Genomic DNA, 17406 nt, shown 5'->3' with positions numbered 1-17406 from the left:
AAAGCCCGCTGCTCATACAGAGCAGCGGGCTTTGTTGCTGGAGAAAGACCTTCGCGGGTCTAGTCGGCTTTCGCGGGCTGACCGACGCCACCGGGCCAGTCATTGGCGGGCACGGCTTCTTCGACCAGCATGATTGGAATCTCATCACGGATGGGGTACACCTTTTTGCAGGCGGCGCAGTACAGCCCATCCCCTTTTGGGGTCAAATGAATGGATTCCTTGCACTTAGGACAGGCGAGAATATCGAGAAGTTCCTTGTTCAGAGCCATTTCAATCCTCCTTGCTGGCGCTTGCCACGCTATACCCGCATTCCTTCTGCGACACAAGGCCGGGCGTTGACCTCCCGGCGCGTATGCACTAGCCAATGCCTCAAGCCTATACCACCCGCCACACGGCGAACACAAGGACGCAGCATGCCCATAATCGACCTCCACACCCACTCCACGGCCTCTGACGGCACCCTCACCCCAACGGAACTCATCCGCCTTGCCAAAGAGCGCGACATCGCGGCCTTGGCGCTGACGGACCACGACACGGTTTCCGGGCTGGGCGAGGCGTTTGCCGCTGGGGAGCAGTACGGGGTGGAAGTCATCGGCGGCTGCGAACTCAGCGTCAGTTCGGACCATGGCTTTATGCACATTGTCGGCCTCTTTTTGCCGGAGCGCCCCGAACGGCTGGTGGAGAAAATTACAACGCTGACCGAGCACCGCCAAAACCGCAACACGCTCATCCTTGAAAAGCTCCGCAGCGGCGGCGTGGACATTACGGACGAGGAGCTTCGCGCTAAGGCCGGAAACGGCAGTATCGGCCGCCCACACATTGCCCAGCTGCTCCTTGAGAAGGGGCACGTGCCGACCATTCAGGCGGCGTTTACGGACTACCTTGGCGACAAGGGCCGGGCCTATGTGCCCAAGGCAAAGCTGACGCCCGAGGAAGCCATCGCACTGCTGAAAAGCGAAGGGGCGACGGTTATCCTTGCGCATCCGTTTACGCTGCGCCTTGCGTACGAAGACCTCTACCACTGCCTCAAGGGCCTGAAGGCCATGGGGCTGGATGGGCTGGAGTGCCACTATACCGAGCACTCCAACCGCCTCACAAAGGAATACGAAGGCCTCGCCTACCGGTTGGACCTTGCCGTCAGCGGCGGCTCGGACTTCCACGGCAGCGTGAAGCCAGATGTCCAGCTGGGGACCGGCAAGGGCAACCTCGCCATCCCGGTCAGCGTGCTGGACGCCATAAAACAACGACGCATCAAGCAGGGACTTCCCGCCTAGAATCATGAACGCCACCACCCCCGAACTTCTGGCCCCGGCCGGAAACCGCGAAAAACTCGAAACAGCGATGACCTACGGCGCATCCGCCGTGTACCTTGGCGGCCCCACCATGAACCTGCGCGCCAAAAGCGCCGGGTTCACATGGGACGGCCTCGCCGACGCTGTGCGCACAGCTCACGCCAGCGGCGTCAGCGCCTATGTCTGCCTCAACGCCCTGCCCCGTCAGCAGGACTTGCCGCGCGTGGCCGAAGCCATGGAACGCCTTGGCGACATGACGGACGCCGCGCGCCCGGACGCCCTCATCATCGCCGACCCCGGCGTCCTGATGCTTGCCCGCAAGCACCTGCCGGACATTCCGGTGCACCTTTCCACGCAGGCAAACACCGCCAACGCCGCATCCGCCGCTTTCTGGAAGGACTTCGGCGTCACGCGCGTCAACCTTGCGCGAGAGCTTGGCCTGCGCGGCATCCGCGACATCGCCGCCGCCACGCCCGGGCTGGAGCTGGAAGTCTTCGCCCACGGCGCAATGTGCATGGCCGTCTCCGGACGCTGCACCATGTCCGCGCACATGAACGCGCGTTCGGCCAACCTTGGGCAGTGCACGCACCCGTGCCGCTTCAACTACGGCGTCCGCGCCATCGCCGTGGAGGAAAAGACCCGCCCCGGCGAATTGGCATGGGAAATCCACGAAGAAGACGGCTGGAGCAGCATCCTCGCGGCGGAAGACCTCTGCCTCGTCAAGTTCCTGCCGTGGTTCATGCGCATGGGCATTACGTCCCTGAAGATCGAAGGCCGCATGAAATCCGGCGGCTACCTCGCGCAGGTGGTGGACGCCTACGCCACCGCCCTACGCGACGTCCAAAACGGCATCTTCCGCCCTCAGGCCTACCTCCACGAACTGCTCAACACGGCCTCGCGCCCGCTGACGACAGGGTTCTTCCTGCCCGGCGACAAGCGCGTCACTTACCCCGCCGCGCCAGAGCAGCGCCCCGTGCTCGCCCGCATCGTGGAGCAAACCGGCGACGACGCATGGACCGTGGCCGTACGCTCCAAGTGGGATACCACCCAGCCCGTGCGCATCCTCGTCCCCGGACTCCAACGCCCAGTCCTCGACGCCGGAAGCTACGCGCTGGAAAACGACCTTGGCGAAAAACGCGACATCGGCCACTCCGGCCTCACCCTCACCCTGCGCGCCAACCACCCCGCCCTCGCCAAAGGCCTGTTCCTGCGCCCCTAGCCGCACCACGCGCTGGCCGCAACGCCCACAACATTACGCCCCAAGACCGCCGACTTCATGCGGGTCTTGGGGCTTTTTGCCATCGTTTTTTTGCTCCGCAGGGTTAAGGGCCGCGGGCCCTTAACGATCCCATTTATACGCCACTTTTCCGTCCCCCCCACACAGCCTCTCTCCGGCCCCGACAGAGCCGCCCCACCAACGCGGGACACTGTCCAAACGTACAGCAACGCACCCCACCCCCTATTTTTCTGGCGGCTTCCGCCAGAAAAATCCTGGGGATTCTCAAGGGTATCATACCCTTGAGCCGCCGGAGGCACCCTCTTGACCCACGCGTAACGACCCACTCAGCCCAAAACAAAACCGCCGCCCCGAGAAACTCAGGGCGGCGGCTTTGCGTGCTGCCTCAGTGGTGGCGCGGGGCGGCGCTAATTGGGCAGGAAGAGGAATTCCTTGTGCACCACGTCGCACCATGCGTCGACGATGGCGGCGTCCCATTGTGTGCCGGCATTGCCCCGCAGAATGGAGACGGTGTCCTCGACGCTCCGGGCCTTTTGGTAGGAGCGGTCGGAGGTCATGGCTTCGAAGCCGTCAACGACGCTGATGAGGCGGGCGAGGAAGGGAATGCTGTCGCCGGTAAGGCCACCGGGGTAGCCTGCGCCGTCTACGCGCTCGTGATGGTGATAGATGATGGGCACCAGTTCCTTGAAGGAGGAAATCTTGGAGACGATGTCGCGTCCCATGGCCGGATGCTGGCGCATGCGCGCGAATTCGTCTTCGGTGAGGCGGCCCGCTTTGTTGAGAATTTCGTCGGGAATGCCGATCTTGCCGACGTCGTGCAAAATGCCTGCGAAGCGGAGAAGTTCCAGCTCACGCTCGGGCAGACCCATCTGACGGCCGAGAAGGACGGCGTACTGGCCGACGCGCTCGGAGTGCCCCTTGGTGTAGATGTCCTTGGCTTCCACGGAGGCAACGTGCGAGGTGATGATCTCCAGATTCATCTCCTGCATCTTGCGGCCGACGCGCAGGGTCTCGAAGGCGCTGGTGCCGTGCATGGCAAAGAGCGCCAACAGGCTGAGATTGGCGGAGGAATAGGCGCGGGACTCGCGCGAACGCATAACGACGAGATACCCGCCCCGGCCCATGGCAACGGGCGCGCACATCACGGAGACGGCGGCGGGGCAGTCGGGAACATGCGCGGTCAGCTCGCCGGGGCTGAAAAGTACGGGATCGTCGCTGGTGAACAGATGCGGCGCAGCGGCGTCGAACCACCCGCACCCGCCACGAAAGGCTTCGCCCCAGACAACTTTGGGGCTGGGCGCGGCGCCTTTGCTCCCGACGAGATAGAGGGCTAATCCGTCGGGGTCGAACACCTTGCGGGTGTGGCTGAGCAGTTCGCGAACGATGGACTTGAAGTCGGTGTGCGCGGCGATGGCCTCGCGCAGATTATGAACAAGGCCGAGGGCGTCTGGCGCATCCAGCTGGGCGCGGCGCTGTTGGCGCTTGCTGAGCACGGCGTGTACCTTGTCGCGAAACTTAAAGACGTTGAAGGGCTTTTCCAGATAATCGCTGGCCCCTCTGTTTAAGCACTGCACGGCGCTGTCCACAGTGGCGTATCCGGTAAGAAAGATGACGTCGGCATCCATGCCGCGGCGGCGCATTTCGTCGAGCATGGCGTGGCCGTCGAGGACGGGCATGCGAATGTCGGAAACCACAAGATCAACGGGCTGGGCGGCCAACATATCAAGCGCCTCGCGGCCATTGCCTGCGGTAAGCACGGTATGACCTTCCTCTTCGACCACCTCTCGGTAAATGTCGAGGATTCCAGCTTCGTCGTCCACGAGAAGAATGGTGTGCTGCTGCATGCCTGTCTGGATCGTTTGTCGGGTGGGAGCCCTGTTTGGAAAGCGTGCGAATTTGCGGGAGATGTCGCGGCCGGAGGGACCACTTTCTCAGTTGCTCTCCTGCCATACATGACGGCGGCGCACCTTGTCCAGACGGCGCTGTGGGCCTTTGTTCCGGCGTGGCGCATCCCCCCTCGGCTTTTGCCTTTTTTGCCTACTTCCAGTAATGCGGAGAACAGAAGATCCGTTCCGGACCCGCTCCCCGGTCCACCGCACACCCGTTACGAAAAAGGCTGGCCATGCACTCCGACGAATCCAGAACTTCCGGCGGCGCTGATGTCAAAGCCGTTATCCGCCACATTGAGCAACTGCCCGCACCGCCGCCCGTGGCCGTAAAAATCCTGACCGAAGTCATGGAGGAAACGGCGGACTTCGCCCATATTTCCCACCTTATCGAGTCCGACCCCGCGCTGACGGTCAAGGTCCTGCGCATGGCCAACAGCATGAAGTACGACTACCGCGGCCACATTGAAAATGTAGAGCAAGCGCTGTCCACCATCGGCTTTACCAGCCTCAAGAACGCCATGCTCTCGGTCATCATCCGCGACACGTTCTTTGCGGAGCCGCAGCAGGGCGACACCAACCTGACGAATATCTGGAAGCACACCCTCGCCAGCGCCGTCGCAACGGAATTGCTGGCCGAAGAGGTTGCGCCGGAGCTTGTATCCGTGGCCTTTGCCGCCGGAATGGTACACGACTGCGGCAAGCTGGTCCTGCTCATGGCCATGCCGCATATCTACGAACGCCTGCTGGACGAGAGCAAAACCACGGGCGCGCCCATGCTGGACCTTGAAACCGAGGCCATTGGCGTGGACCACACGCAGGCCGGGAAATGGCTGCTCCAGCAGTGGCAACTGCCCGCCCGCCTGACGGATGCGGCGTGGCTGCACCACCAAACGCCAGACGCCCTTGCGGGGCTGGGAGTGGACCGCAGGCTCATTACGCTTGTGCAGCTGGGGAACCTGCTGGCGCATGATGTGATGGTGGACGGCTGGTCGCGCCCGCAGGACACCACGCGCGACGCCTTGGTGGCGCACTTTGGCCTGACGGACGATGCGGTAGAGGCCATCAAAAGCCGCATCGGCCACGGGTATGCCAAGCGCGCGGCCATTTTTGATCTGGATGCCGACGCGGCACGGTTCTATTTCGAGGCACTGCAGCGCGCCAATGCCAGCCTTGCGGGCATGAACGCAAACCTCTTTGACACGTCGGAGCGCCTGCGCCGCTCGGGGCGCATTCTGGAGACCATTGGCGTCGTGGGGCCAAGCCTTGCCGCCATGCACGACCCGTGGGACGCATTTATCCTTATGGCTTCCACCATGCGCACGCGCCTCGGCTCGCGCGAGGGGTTTGTGTACCGCGTCAATGCGGACCTCCCGGCCATAGAGGGACTGTACTGGAACGGCACCACCACGCAGGAACTGCGCCTGCCCCTCACCGAAGAGCTTGCCCTGCCACAGGATGCGGCGGAATCCATCCCATCCGGCGCCCTCGCCGCGGTGCTGACGGGCTACCTGTCGCGCTCGCCCGTGCCGGATGGCGAAGCGCCAACGCGCCTTATCGTGCAGTCGCCGTTTTGCATTGCGCCGCTCGCAACGGGCAGCGCCTTTATCGGGGAAATGCTTTTTGTGCCCGAACAGCCCTCGGCGCGGCTGCTGACGCAGGAGCATATCGGCTACTGCCAGCTTGCCGGACTGCTGGCCGCTACGCTGGAGCGTCTTGACCTGCTGGCGCGGCTGGAAAGCCGGGCGGAGCACCTTGCCACCACCCTGCGCAAGCTCAAAGGCCTCAACTCCAAACTGGTGCAGGCCGAACGCCTCGCCGCCGTGGGTCAGCTTGCCGCCGGGGCCGCGCACGAAATCAACAACCCTCTTGCCATCATCTACGCGCGCACGCAGCTCATGGAGCACCGCGAGCAGGACGAGAAAAAAAAGCGCGACCTCAGCCAAATGAAGGAGCAGATTGAGCGCATCACGTCCATCCTCAGCAATCTGATGGACTTTGCGCGCCCCATGCCGCCCAAGATGCAAAAGACGAACCTTGCGGACGTGGTCACGCGGACGCTGGCCCTTGTGCGCGGCGAAATGGGCAAGCAGGGCATCCGGCTGGAGACCGACCTTGCCCCGGATTTGCCCCACATTCTTGGCGACGCCAACCAACTGGAGCAGGTGCTCCTCAACCTTGTCATCAATGCGGAACACGCCATTACCGAGCGCGAAGACCCGGCCACGCCTGGGCGCATCCACGTCCGGACCCGCCTGACGGGCAGTGGCCGCCGCGCGGTGCTCACGGTAACGGACAACGGCGTGGGCATGACGAACGAAACCCTCAAGAAAATTTTCGACCCCTTCTACTCCACCAAGGAGGAAGGCAAGGGCACGGGCCTTGGGCTGTCCACGTCCTACAGCATTGTTGCGGGACATGACGGCGAAATGACGTACGAAAGCGCGCCGGGGCGCGGCACCACCGCCCGCGTGACCCTGCCCCTTGCCACGCCGGACGCGCAGGCCAGCACGCCCGCTCCCACCCCAGCGCCGCCTGTGGATGACGCCATCCTTGTGGTGGACGACGAACGCCACATCCGCGACATCCTCAGCGAATCGCTGGAGGCCAAGGGCTACCGCGTCGAAACCGCCTGTAATGGTGAAGAAGGCCTTGCCCGCCTTGCTTCCCACAGCTACCGCCTGCTGCTGCTCGACCTGCGCATGCCCTCACGCGACGGGCTGTCGCTGCTGACCCACGCGCAGGACAAGCTGGCGGATATGCCCGTTGTCATCCTGACGGGTATGGCCGGTCCGGACGAAATCGACCAAGCCATGCGCCTTGGGGCAAGGCGGTGCATCCGCAAGCCCTTTGAGATAAACGCCCTGCTGACCGAAGTGGAGACCCTGCTGGGGAAGGAGGAGTCATGACGCACATGCCACCGGGAGAATCGCCCACGCGCATCCTGTCCATCGCCAGCGGCAAGGGCGGCGTGGGCAAGACCAACGTCACCGTCAATCTTGCGTGGGCGCTGGGCGAGATGGGCCACAGTGTGTGCATTCTGGATGCGGACCTTGGGCTGTCCAACGTGGACATCCTGCTGGGCATCCAGCCCCGCCACACGCTGGAGGACGTCCTTTTTGACGACCTGCCCATGCGTGATGCCATCATGCCCGTTGGCCCCGGTGTGGACCTTATTTCCGGCGCATCCGGCGTGCCGCGGCTGGCCGAGCTCACCCGCCCCATGCGCAAGCGGCTGGTCACGCAGTGCGCCACCCTTGGCAGTTATGACTACATCATCATCGACAATTCACCGGGCATTACCGCGCAGGTAACCTCGCTGTGCCTGTCCGCCAAGGACGTCATCCTTGTGGTGAACCCGGAGGCCACCTCCATCACCGACGCCTACGCCCTGACCAAAGTCCTCTCGCGCGAGGGGCTGTGGTGGATGCCGCGCATCCTCGTCAACCGCGCCCGCAGCGCTAAACAGGCGCGGCTCATCTTTGAAAAGCTGCGCGCCACGGCTGGCCAGCGCCTTGGGCTGAACTGCTCCTTCCTCGGGCATATTCCGGAGGACAGAAGTATCGCCTCGGCCTCGGCATTTCAGCGCCCCCTTATGGAGACGCACCCCGGCTCCAACGCGGCCATGGCCCTGCGGAACGTGGCCTCGCGCATCCGCTCCACCGCCGTGTCCAAAAACCGCATGATCAGCCCGCACCGTTTTCTGGATGCCTCGGTCATGCGGCTGAAGCAAACCACGGACGCCCCGCGAAAGGACCCCGCCACAGGAGCGTCAACGCCCATCCTGCGCCACGCCATCCACGAACTGGACCGCATCGACGCCTTGCTTGAAAGCATCGACACGGACGTCAGCCCCGCGCAGACTGCGGCCACACGCTCCGTGGTGCGAAAGCGCATCAGCGACCTGCGCGCCCGGCTCCAAAGCTCCCACACGGCGCCCCCTGCGGCCCAGCCCGCGCCGCTTCGGCCAATCTCCCACCAGCCCGCCCCCCTGCGTGCGCCGCAAGATGCTTTTGAAGGCGATGCTTCCAGCGCTCCGGCGGAGCCGAAGATGGAGCCTGCCGCCCCGCCTGTGGAGCGGCACCCCGCGCTGCTTCTGTGCCCGGACGATGCCCTGCGCGACCTGCTGGTGGAAATGCTGACGGATACGGGCTACCGGGTGGACCTTGCGCCGCTGCCCACGCGCTCGTCCATGCCGGACTTTGCGCCCTACCGCCTTGGCGTGGTGTGCTGGGACGGCCCGGCCGCGCATATTGAAAGCCTGCTGGCACGCACCGGGGAGACGCCTGTGGTGTGGCTGCGCGGCTACCGCCGGCCCCCGGCGGCAGAACCGCACCTTGCCCCGCAGGTGACGATTATCGACAAGCCCTTTTCCGTCTCGGACCTGCGCCGCACCTTCACGGAAGCGGCAAAGCCCGCGCATGAGGTGGCGTAGCAGCGCGCGGCGCGCCACTCCTCTGGCGCTAACGCTCGCCTTCGTCCTCCCAGCCGCCCGAAAGTAGCTAACGGCTGACCAGCAGACACGCGGCCGGACCGTCGGCGAGACGCCTCCGCCCTTCTCCCCCTGCACGACACTTTTCCAAAATAAAAGCGGCCCGGATGTCCTTGGACATCCGGGCCGCTTGTTTTTCGCGTCTTCAGCGGGCTGCTAGAAGTCGTAGCCCACGGTCACGCCCACAAGGTGGGTGAAGGTGTTGTGTCCCTTGGAGTCGTAGATGGCCTCGGCCTTGCGCTCATCAAAGTGGCGCTCCTCGGCGACGAGGTAGGTGTAGGACAGGTCGAGGGTCCAATGCTCGTCAAAGCGGAAGCCGGTACCGGCGGAGAACAGGTGCCTGTCGCCCGTGGGCAACAGGTACTCGGCGTATTCGTCCTCGATGGGGGACTGGTCGAACACGTAACCACCGCGCAGGGTCAGCCAGTCGTTGTACTGGTACTCCGCACCAAGCTGCACGCGGATGGTATCGTTGTAGTCCTTGGTGGAGCTGGAATTCGGAATAGCGTCGCTGTCATTATTAATATTCAGTTCGTTGTACAAGCTCCAGTTGGTCCACACGAGGTCGGCTTCCACGGAAAGGCGGTCCGTTACGTTGTAGGACACGCCGGCAAATATTTCATCGGGGAGGATGATTTTCGCCCCTGCGCCTGTCTTCTTGTATATCTTACGAAGCCCTGCCGCTGCAGGATTTGAATCAGGGATAGAAAACGTCAAATCACCCTGCACGTCCTGCTTCACCTGACTGCGGTAGGTCAGACCAAAAGCAAGGTCGTCATCATACTGGTAGTGCATGGCCAGCATCAGACCCATGCCCACGCTATCGCCCTCAAGAGCCATATCAAAATCGTATTCGTCAGTCGCTGGGTTATTGTGCTTGCTTGCGTCAAGCACCTTCTCCTGCCGGAACTTGAACCACATGAACTCCGGGCCGATGGCGAGGGAGAGCTTGTCGTTGGCTTTCCATGCGATGGAGGGGCTAAAGGACACCGTTTCGATGCCCGCGTAGTTCACGTTGTAGCGGCCGGACCAGTCTTCCTCAAACTCGGTGCCAAGGCCGAAGCGGGAGAATGTGGCGAGGTTAATCCATAGGTTTTCACCCTGCTGGTAGGTGAAGTACATGTGCGGGGGAATCCACAGATTGGATTTGCCCGTAGCGTCGCCGTATTTGTCGTCATCAAAGGTGATGGTGGAATACGGATTAATGGCCGTGAACCCGGCCTGAAAGTGCGTGCCGGGCAAGTTGGTCACGTTGGCGGGGTTAAAGACAGCCGTGGAGGCATCTGGCGTGCGGGCGATGAGCGAACCGCCCAGCGCGTTGCCACGCGCGCTAAATTCGTACAGGCCATACCCCGCGGCCTGCACATTCTGGAATGCGCACATCACGATGAGCGCCGTCAGGACAAGACACTTCAAAACAGATTTCATACAACCCTCTCTTCATCATCTCAGCTGCATCAGTGATTCGGGACCGACGTATTGCGGTGTCAATTATCCGCCGCCTGAACATGGCGTGCGCCATTGATACGGCATGGTTCACCGCCGAGATAAACCGTTGTGCTTAACAATAAATTGCGAACGCAATTTTACCGGCACCGATTCAAAACTTTTGGAATCCGGACGGCATACCCTAATTCCTTGCAGATGACTAGTCTTGTCAGAAATACCGCTGTGCACGCCTCGCAAAACGCAGCGCCCATGTTTTCACAGCACAAAACGAAAAACACACCGCACCGCGCAGGCCGGACACACACAACAGAGCATCCGCAGAATGCATCACGGCGCTGCACACCTTTTTTCATACACAAAGCGCCACGACCACACCCGTCAACACACATCAAGTACACACAACCCATCACCACTACTCCACGCCACAGCATACAGGTATCCGCCCTTGGATTTTGCACAGGAAAAGTGCCCCCAACCCCCGCCACCAACGCAAAAGCGCCCCGCAGCCGTCGGCTGCGGGGCACTGTCTGTTTCCGAAGAAAAAAGTTTCTACTTATAGAACAATTTAATGGTGTTCGTTTTGGTCTCGGGCTGTCCCGGCGGATGCGGCTGCCCCGAAGTAATGACCACAGAGTGTCCGGGGGCTATGCTCTCCTCGGCCCGCACAAAGGCAATGGCGCGCTGGAGGTGGCTCTCTATGCTGGGGTCCGTCCCGCGCGGCACCACACCCCAGAAAAAGTTCAGCATCCGCAGCGCCTTTTCATCCGGTGACAGCGCATAGATGACCAGCGACGGCCTGCGGCTGGACAGCATCCGCGCCGTACTGCCGCTGGTGGAATGGCAGACCAGCGCCGCGCTTTCGGCATGCTCGGCCACCACGCAGGCGGAATAGGCAAGGTACTTGACGATGTTCTTCTCCGGACTCGGCCGGAAGGCGCCACCAAGGCGCTCCAGATAGTAATCCTCGCAGTACTGGGCAATGCCCTGGATATACGCGCAGGTCTCCACGGGATAGTTGCCGATGGCCGTCTCCTCGGACAGCATCACGCAGTCCGCGCCGTCCATAACGGCGTTGCCCACGTCCGTTGCCTCGGCGCGGGTGGGGCCGGGATTCTTGACCATGGACAACATCATCTGCGTGGCGACGATGACGGCCTTCTGCTTGTGGCGGCAGGCGCGGATAATCCGCTTTTGCACCACGGGCAGGGTGGACAGCGAGCACTCCACGCCAAGGTCGCCGCGCGCCACCATAATGGCATCCGCCGCCTCAACAATGGACTCCACATTCTCCACAGCGCGCTTGCGCTCCAGCTTGGCAACCACGGGCACCGACGACCCATGCTGGGCAATCAGGTCCTTCAGCTCCTTCACATCCGCCGCCGTCTGCACAAAAGACATGGCAACAGCGTCCAGCCCGATGGGCAGGCCTTCGGCGAGGTCCTGCTTGTCCTTTTCCGTCAGGGCGGGAAGCGGGTGAATTTTGTCCGGGAAGGCAATGCCCTTGTGCGAGGTGAGCAGGCCTTCGGTATTGGCCTCCATCTCGAACAGTTCGTCCTGTTCCTGCACCTCGGTCACGGTAAAGCGCAGCATGCCGTCGGCAAGGTACACCGCGTCGCCAACGCCAAGCCCCTGCAAAAGTTCGGGCACATCAAGGCTGACAAAAGTCCGGCCTATGGTCTGCGGCTGGTAGCTCGGCAGGCCAAGGAGCACCCGGTCGCCCTTGTTGATCTGCAAGGGGGAGCCTTCCACCTCGCCGATGCGGATTTTGGGACCACACAGGTCGCCCATGATGGTCAGGCGGAGGTTGGTCTCCTGCTCCAGCTTGCGGATGTCCGCCACAACGGGCTTAAAGGCCTCGGCATTGGAATGCGAAAAATTCAAACGAAAAATGCGGACCCCGTGCTCCACCATGCCCTTCATGATGTCGTACTTCATGGAGGCCGGGCCGAGCGTGGCGATGATCTTCGTTCGCATACTATCCTTCCGGGTTTAGACGTTCGTGTCCGTCCCAGTTTTCGTGTGCCGCCGCCAAGGGCGCGAGGCCCAAGCGGCGCAGGACGGGAAGACCGCGGGAGTTCTGCTCCCGCTCCCATCCACGAATACCAAACTCCAGCCCCAAGCAAAAGGGCCGAAGCACGCACAGGGGAAAACCCACCCTGCGAAGAACGCCGCGGCCCCGGCGTTAGTTCAGGCGGCCCAGGGAGATGTCGTCCATTTCGCGCAGCAGGTCGTCAAAATACGCGATGGTGCTCTTCAGGCCATCACGCAGCGCAACCCGCGGCTCCCAGCCCAACGTCTCACGGGCAAAGGTGATGTCGGGCTTGCGCTGGGTGGGGTCGTCACCGGGCAGGGGCTTAAAGTCGATGGTGGAGCGGCTGCCAGTCATCTCAATAACGATTTCCGCCAGCTCCAAAATGGTGAACTCGCCCGGGTTGCCAAGGTTCATAGGCCCGGTCACCTCGTCCGGCGCATCCATCAGGCGCACAAAACCTTCAATCAGGTCGTCCACATAGCAGAAGGAGCGCGTCTGCGAACCATCGCCGTACACGGTGATGGGCTTGCCGCGCAGCGCCTGTGTGATGAAGTTGGACACCACACGTCCGTCGTTGGGATGCATGCGCGGGCCATAGGTGTTGAAGATGCGCGCCACCTTAATGCCCAGCCCGTGCTGGCGGTGGTAGTCGAAAAACAGCGTCTCGGCGCAGCGCTTGCCCTCGTCGTAGCAGGCGCGGCGGCCTATGGGATTCACGCGGCCCCAGTAGGACTCGTTTTGCGGATGCACCTCCGGGTCGCCGTAGACCTCGGATGTGGAGGCCTGAAAAATCTTGGCGCGCGTGCGCTTGGCAAGGCCCAGCATGTTGATGGCCCCGTGGATGGACGTCTTGGTGGTCTGTACCGGGTCGTGCTGGTAATGGATGGGCGAGGCCGGACAGGCCAGATTATAAATCTCGTCGCACTCCACATACAGCGGAAAGGTCACGTCGTGCCGCATCAGCTCAAAGTACGGGTTATCCAGCAGATGCGTAATATTGCGCCGCGCTCCCGTGAAGTAGTTGTCCACGCACAGCACGTCGCAGCCGTCATTCAGCAGCCGCTCGCACAAGAACGAACCAAGGAATCCCGCGCCACCGGTCACAAGCACGCGCTTTCTGATATGCATCGTCAATCCTCTGTCCTAGGAAGGGTTTCGGAGCGCCGCCGGATTCCCGACGCGCCCCACCAAAGCGGAGTCATGCTAGCAAGAATCGCACCCGCCCCGCTCCCGGCGCGTGGGCGCACCACAGGGCAATGCATCACCATACCTATCATACACAGCGCCCCTCGTACCAGCACAGCGCACCGATATGCCAAGAAAAAAGGGGAACGCGCCACGCGCGTTCCCCTGTCGGTCGGTTCATTGTGCCCAGCGTCAGCGGAAATACCGCCAGCACCGCGCAACGTGCGCGGCGTCCATTGGCTGGGACATACGGCTGACCACCACCGCAAGGGTCATGCTCACGGGCAGGGCCACCACGTTGGGGTCCAGCCATTGCAGCAGCCACAGCGTGCTGCCCTCCGGCGCGGCCGCCGCAAGGGACGGCACACCGGCGACGGCCTGACACAGCCCAAGGGCCGCCGATTCCTTCAGGTGCACAAACAGCAGCCAGAACATGGACACGGCAAAGCCGCCCATCATGGATGCTATGGCCCCGGTGCGCGTCATGCCCCGCCAATACAGGCCAAGGCAATAGGCGGGCAAAAACGCCGCGCCGCACAGCCCGAAGAAGAACGCCGTCGCCCGGGCTATCACGCTCCCCGGCAGCACCCACGCCCACACAAGGGTCATGAAGATGGTCACGGCCACGCCCATCTGGGTGACCTTGAACGTTTCGCCATTGGACAGGCGCAGGGCCTTGTGGAACACGTCGCGCCCAAGGGACGTTCCGCCCACATGATACTGGGACGACAGCGTACTCATGGCCGCGGCAAACATCGCCATAAGGAACAGCGCGGAGAACCACCCCGGCATGATGCGCTCAATGTACAGCGGGATAATGCGGTCGTAGTTCCCCTCGGCCATGACGATGGCGATTTTGCCGAAGGTCTCATAGAACACCGCATTGGACAGCGCGCCAACCACGTAGGGCACGCCGGGCAGCAGCAGGATGAACACCCCGCCGTAGAGCACAGCGCGGTTGAGTTCCTTGTCGCTTTCCACGGTCATAAAGCGCACGGCAAGCTGTGGCTGTGCCAAGACGCCAATGCCCACCCCGTAGACGATGGTGGTAAACACGGTGAGCCAGATGGGCGTGCCGAAGCGAATGCCCTGCGTCCAGCCCTCCATGCCCCCTGCGCGCAGGGATTCCGGCATCAAGTGCGCCATGGACGCCAGCGTCTGATGCGCCTGCGTCACGCCGCCCAGCTTGGAATACGTCACGGTGACCAGCACCACCATCATGGCGGCCATAATGGTGCCCTGAAAGGCGTCCGTATACATCACGGCCTTCAGGCCGCCGGTAATGACGTACAGCGCAAGGATAAGCGTAAAGCCCACCATGGCCGTCTCCAGCGGGATGCCAAGCGACACCTCAATCATATGCGAGATGCCGAGCAAAACCGCCGCCGCGTACACGGGGACGAACAGGAAAATCACTCCCCCGGAAAAGCCCTGAATAAAGCGCGACTGATACCGCGCCCCCAAAAGCTCGGGAAAGGTCAAGCAGTCCAGCGCAAGGCCAAGGCGGCGGGTGCGCTTGCCAAGGACGGTCATGGCGAACAACACGCCCACCGCAATATTCAAAAAGGTGAGCCACATCAGCGAAAAGCCGAACATTCCGGCCACGCCGCCAAAGCCGATAATGGCCGATGTGGAAATAAACGTCGCCCCGTAGGACATAGCCATGACAAACGGATGCATCCGCCGTCCGGCCAGCATGTAGTCCGTGGCGACCTTGGTGTCCCTCCAGCCTCTGTAGCCCAGATAGAACACCACCAGCATGTACAGGGTTGTGGCCAGAGCCTTCAGCATCATTCGTGCGGCTCCTCCCCGGAAGATGACGTACCGACCCCTTCGGCGTCCTCTCCTCCCCTGTTCCAGTTGACCACGCCGTAGATGACGCTTGCGGCGGCGGCCCCAAGGGTCAACCACACGGCAAGCGCTACGGCGCCATTGTCAAAACCAAGCATGTCAAAGACCTCCCTATGCGAAAAAAACCGGAAGGATATCCGATTGCGAACTGGTTGAGTAGGCAATGGTTGTCCTTGCTGTCAAGGACCTCCATCCGGCCGCGGCGTTGACTTCCCGCCGTGTTTCGTCCAAATTAGACTGCGAACTAAAGCGGTTATCACCTTGGTCCGAAAACCACATATAGAGGAACTGTCATGACAACCCTTACGCAGTCGGCGGCTTGGAAGGCCCTGAAGGCGCACTATGATTCCATCAAGGACGTGCACATGCGCGAACTGTTCGACGCCGATCCCCATCGGTTCGAATCGTTCTCGCTGCGTCTGGAAGACATCCTCTTCGACTACTCCAAAAACCGCATCACGCAGGAGACCATGGACCTGCTCCTTGCCCTTGCCAGGGAGCGCGGCCTCACTGCAAAACGCGATGCCATGTTCGCAGGCGAACACATCAACTTCACCGAGGACCGCGCGGTGCTGCACGTGGCCCTGCGCAACCAAAGCTCGCGCCCCATCCTCGCGGACGGCAAGGACGTCATGCCCGGCGTGCGCGCCGTGCTCGCCAAGATGAAGGACTTTTCCCAGCGCGTGCGCTCCGGCGCATGGACGGGCTTTACCGGCAAACCCATCACGGATGTGGTCAACATCGGCATTGGCGGGTCGGACCTTGGGCCGCTGATGGTGGTCCGCGCCCTTGGGCACTACGCCGACGGCCCGCGCGTCCACTTTGTCTCCAATGTGGACGGCACGCACCTCAGCGAAACCCTGCGCCCCCTCTCGCCGGAAACCACCCTGTTCATCATCGCCTCCAAGACCTTCACCACGCAGGAAACCATGATGAACGCGGCTTCGGCCAAGGCGTGGCTGCAACAGGCCACCGCCGACGAAACCGCGGTGGCGAAGCACTTTGTGGCGCTGTCCACCAACACCGAGGGCGTGGCCGCCTTTGGCATCGACACCGCCAATATGTTCGAATTTTGGGACTGGGTCGGCGGGCGCTATTCCCTGTGGAGCGCCATCGGGCTGTCCATTGTGCTCAGCATCGGCATGGACCGCTTTGAGGACCTGCTAGGCGGCGCGTTTGAGGTGGACGAACACTTCCGCACGGCTCCGCTGGAGAAGAATATCCCCGTCATCATGGGCCTGTTAGGGGTGTGGTACAACAATTTCTTCGGTTGCGGCACCCACGCCATTCTGCCCTACGACCAATACCTCGCCCGCTTCCCCGCCTATCTCCAGCAAGGGGATATGGAATCCAACGGCAAGGCCGTCAATGCCGAGGGCATCCCCGTGGACTACAGCACCGGCCCCATTATCTGGGGCGAGCCCGGCACCAACGGTCAGCACGCGTTCTTTCAGCTCATCCATCAGGGGACCAAGCTCATCCCCTGCGACTTTATCGCCCCCGCGCGCAGCCTGAACCCGCTGGGCCAGCACCATGATGTGCTCATGGCCAACGTCATCGCCCAGTCCGAGGCCCTGATGCACGGGCGCACCACCGAGGAAGTGGCGCGCGAGATGGAGCGTGCCGGTGCGGACAAGGACCGCATTCACGCCATTGCCCCGCACAAGACCTTCACCGGCAACCGCCCGTCCAATACCATCCTCATGCGGGAGCTGACGCCCACGACTCTTGGGGCGCTTATTGCCCTGTACGAACACAAAATCTTTGTGCAGGGCGCGCTGTGGGACATCAATTCCTTTGACCAGATGGGTGTGGAACTGGGCAAACAGCTTGCCGCCACCATCCAGAAGGAACTGCACGACGACGTGCCCGTGGCTTCGCACGACGCCTCCACCAACGCCCTCATCAACGCCTACAAGTCCATGCGCCGCTAAGGGCGCGGCCACCTGACATAACGAAGCCCCCGCATCGCTCAGCGATGC

The 17406-nt window shown here is 62.3% G+C and carries 12 protein-coding genes; 5 read left to right on the top strand and 7 right to left on the bottom strand.

Annotation, left to right across the window (positions count from 1 at the left end; genetic code table 11):
- Positions 1–59: 59 nt before the first annotated feature.
- A complete protein-coding gene (locus ACYQ2T_RS13015) occupies positions 60–269 on the bottom strand; it encodes a Trm112 family protein (protein ID WP_404843372.1) in 210 nt (69 codons plus the stop codon).
- Between the two features lie 144 nt (positions 270–413).
- Here ACYQ2T_RS13015 and ACYQ2T_RS13010 point away from each other — a divergent pair, with 144 nt between their 5' ends.
- Both ACYQ2T_RS13010 and ACYQ2T_RS13005 read left to right on the top strand, forming a co-directional pair.
- Positions 414–1274 carry a PHP domain-containing protein gene (locus tag ACYQ2T_RS13010; protein ID WP_459901123.1) on the top strand — a complete coding sequence of 287 codons (861 nt, stop codon included), beginning with the start codon at positions 414–416 and terminating at the stop codon, positions 1272–1274.
- A 4-nt stretch (positions 1275–1278) separates the two neighbouring features.
- Positions 1279–2511 (top strand): peptidase U32 family protein, encoded by a 1233-nt coding sequence (locus ACYQ2T_RS13005; RefSeq protein WP_459901122.1) that lies wholly within the window; start codon positions 1279–1281, stop codon positions 2509–2511.
- 425 nt (positions 2512–2936) lie between these two features.
- On the opposite strand, the gene ACYQ2T_RS13000 is transcribed toward ACYQ2T_RS13005, so the two are convergent.
- Positions 2937–4373 (bottom strand): HD domain-containing phosphohydrolase, encoded by a 1437-nt coding sequence (locus tag ACYQ2T_RS13000; RefSeq protein ID WP_459901120.1) that lies wholly within the window; start codon positions 4371–4373, stop codon positions 2937–2939.
- 278 nt (positions 4374–4651) lie between these two features.
- On the opposite strand from ACYQ2T_RS13000, the gene ACYQ2T_RS12995 reads away from it, so the two are divergent.
- Together ACYQ2T_RS12995 and ACYQ2T_RS12990 are read left to right on the top strand one after the other, a co-directional pair.
- Positions 4652–7324 (top strand): HDOD domain-containing protein, encoded by a 2673-nt coding sequence (locus tag ACYQ2T_RS12995; RefSeq protein ID WP_459901118.1) that lies wholly within the window; start codon positions 4652–4654, stop codon positions 7322–7324.
- On the top strand, positions 7321–8850 hold the full coding sequence (locus ACYQ2T_RS12990) for a MinD/ParA family protein (RefSeq protein WP_459901116.1): 1530 nt from the start codon (positions 7321–7323) through the stop codon (positions 8848–8850). Before ACYQ2T_RS12995 ends, ACYQ2T_RS12990 begins: the two co-directional genes overlap by 4 nt.
- 213 nt (positions 8851–9063) lie before the next feature.
- Here the strand turns inward: ACYQ2T_RS12990 and ACYQ2T_RS12985 are convergent, their stop codons facing one another.
- The 5 genes from ACYQ2T_RS12985 to ACYQ2T_RS12965 all read right to left on the bottom strand — a co-directional run bounded on the left by ACYQ2T_RS12985 (position 9064) and on the right by ACYQ2T_RS12965 (position 15522).
- Entirely contained in the window at positions 9064–10335 is a 1272-nt protein-coding gene (locus ACYQ2T_RS12985) for an OmpP1/FadL family transporter (RefSeq protein ID WP_459901115.1), read from the bottom strand.
- Positions 10336–10905: 570 nt separating this feature from the next.
- The gene (gene pyk / locus ACYQ2T_RS12980) at positions 10906–12330 is read right to left on the bottom strand and encodes a pyruvate kinase (RefSeq protein WP_459901113.1); all 1425 of its coding nucleotides are present in this window, start codon (positions 12328–12330) and stop codon (positions 10906–10908) included.
- A 208-nt stretch (positions 12331–12538) separates the two neighbouring features.
- Entirely contained in the window at positions 12539–13516 is a 978-nt protein-coding gene (locus tag ACYQ2T_RS12975; protein WP_459901111.1) for a UDP-glucuronic acid decarboxylase family protein, read from the bottom strand.
- Between the two features lie 249 nt (positions 13517–13765).
- Positions 13766–15367, bottom strand: a complete 1602-nt coding sequence (locus ACYQ2T_RS12970) for a sodium:solute symporter family protein (RefSeq protein ID WP_459901109.1) — start codon at positions 15365–15367, stop codon at positions 13766–13768.
- The gene (locus ACYQ2T_RS12965) at positions 15364–15522 is read right to left on the bottom strand and encodes a symporter small accessory protein (RefSeq protein WP_404843382.1); all 159 of its coding nucleotides are present in this window, start codon (positions 15520–15522) and stop codon (positions 15364–15366) included. The genes ACYQ2T_RS12970 and ACYQ2T_RS12965 overlap by 4 nt, the downstream gene beginning before the upstream one ends.
- 195 nt (positions 15523–15717) lie before the next feature.
- On the opposite strand from ACYQ2T_RS12965, the gene pgi reads away from it, so the two are divergent.
- Positions 15718–17358 (top strand): glucose-6-phosphate isomerase, encoded by a 1641-nt coding sequence (gene pgi / locus ACYQ2T_RS12960; RefSeq protein WP_459901108.1) that lies wholly within the window; start codon positions 15718–15720, stop codon positions 17356–17358.
- Positions 17359–17406: the final 48 nt, after the last annotated feature.

This window comes from Desulfobaculum senezii, from assembly GCF_054657395.1.
The sequence above is the reverse complement of the archived record's forward strand: the minus strand, read 5'-3'. Positions and strand labels throughout refer to the sequence as shown.

Coding starts and splice junctions, on each gene's coding strand:
- ACYQ2T_RS13000 (WP_459901120.1), bottom strand. CDS start 4,373: ATGCAGCAGCACACCATTCTTCTCGTGGACGACGAAGCTGGAATCCTC.
- pgi (WP_459901108.1), top strand. CDS start 15,718: ATGACAACCCTTACGCAGTCGGCGGCTTGGAAGGCCCTGAAGGCGCAC.
- ACYQ2T_RS12995 (WP_459901118.1), top strand. CDS start 4,652: ATGCACTCCGACGAATCCAGAACTTCCGGCGGCGCTGATGTCAAAGCC.
- ACYQ2T_RS13010 (WP_459901123.1), top strand. CDS start 414: ATGCCCATAATCGACCTCCACACCCACTCCACGGCCTCTGACGGCACC.
- pyk (WP_459901113.1), bottom strand. CDS start 12,330: ATGCGAACGAAGATCATCGCCACGCTCGGCCCGGCCTCCATGAAGTAC.
- ACYQ2T_RS12970 (WP_459901109.1), bottom strand. CDS start 15,367: ATGATGCTGAAGGCTCTGGCCACAACCCTGTACATGCTGGTGGTGTTC.
- ACYQ2T_RS12965 (WP_404843382.1), bottom strand. CDS start 15,522: ATGCTTGGTTTTGACAATGGCGCCGTAGCGCTTGCCGTGTGGTTGACC.
- ACYQ2T_RS13005 (WP_459901122.1), top strand. CDS start 1,279: ATGAACGCCACCACCCCCGAACTTCTGGCCCCGGCCGGAAACCGCGAA.
- ACYQ2T_RS12990 (WP_459901116.1), top strand. CDS start 7,321: ATGACGCACATGCCACCGGGAGAATCGCCCACGCGCATCCTGTCCATC.
- ACYQ2T_RS13015 (WP_404843372.1), bottom strand. CDS start 269: ATGGCTCTGAACAAGGAACTTCTCGATATTCTCGCCTGTCCTAAGTGC.
- ACYQ2T_RS12975 (WP_459901111.1), bottom strand. CDS start 13,516: ATGCATATCAGAAAGCGCGTGCTTGTGACCGGTGGCGCGGGATTCCTT.
- ACYQ2T_RS12985 (WP_459901115.1), bottom strand. CDS start 10,335: ATGAAATCTGTTTTGAAGTGTCTTGTCCTGACGGCGCTCATCGTGATG.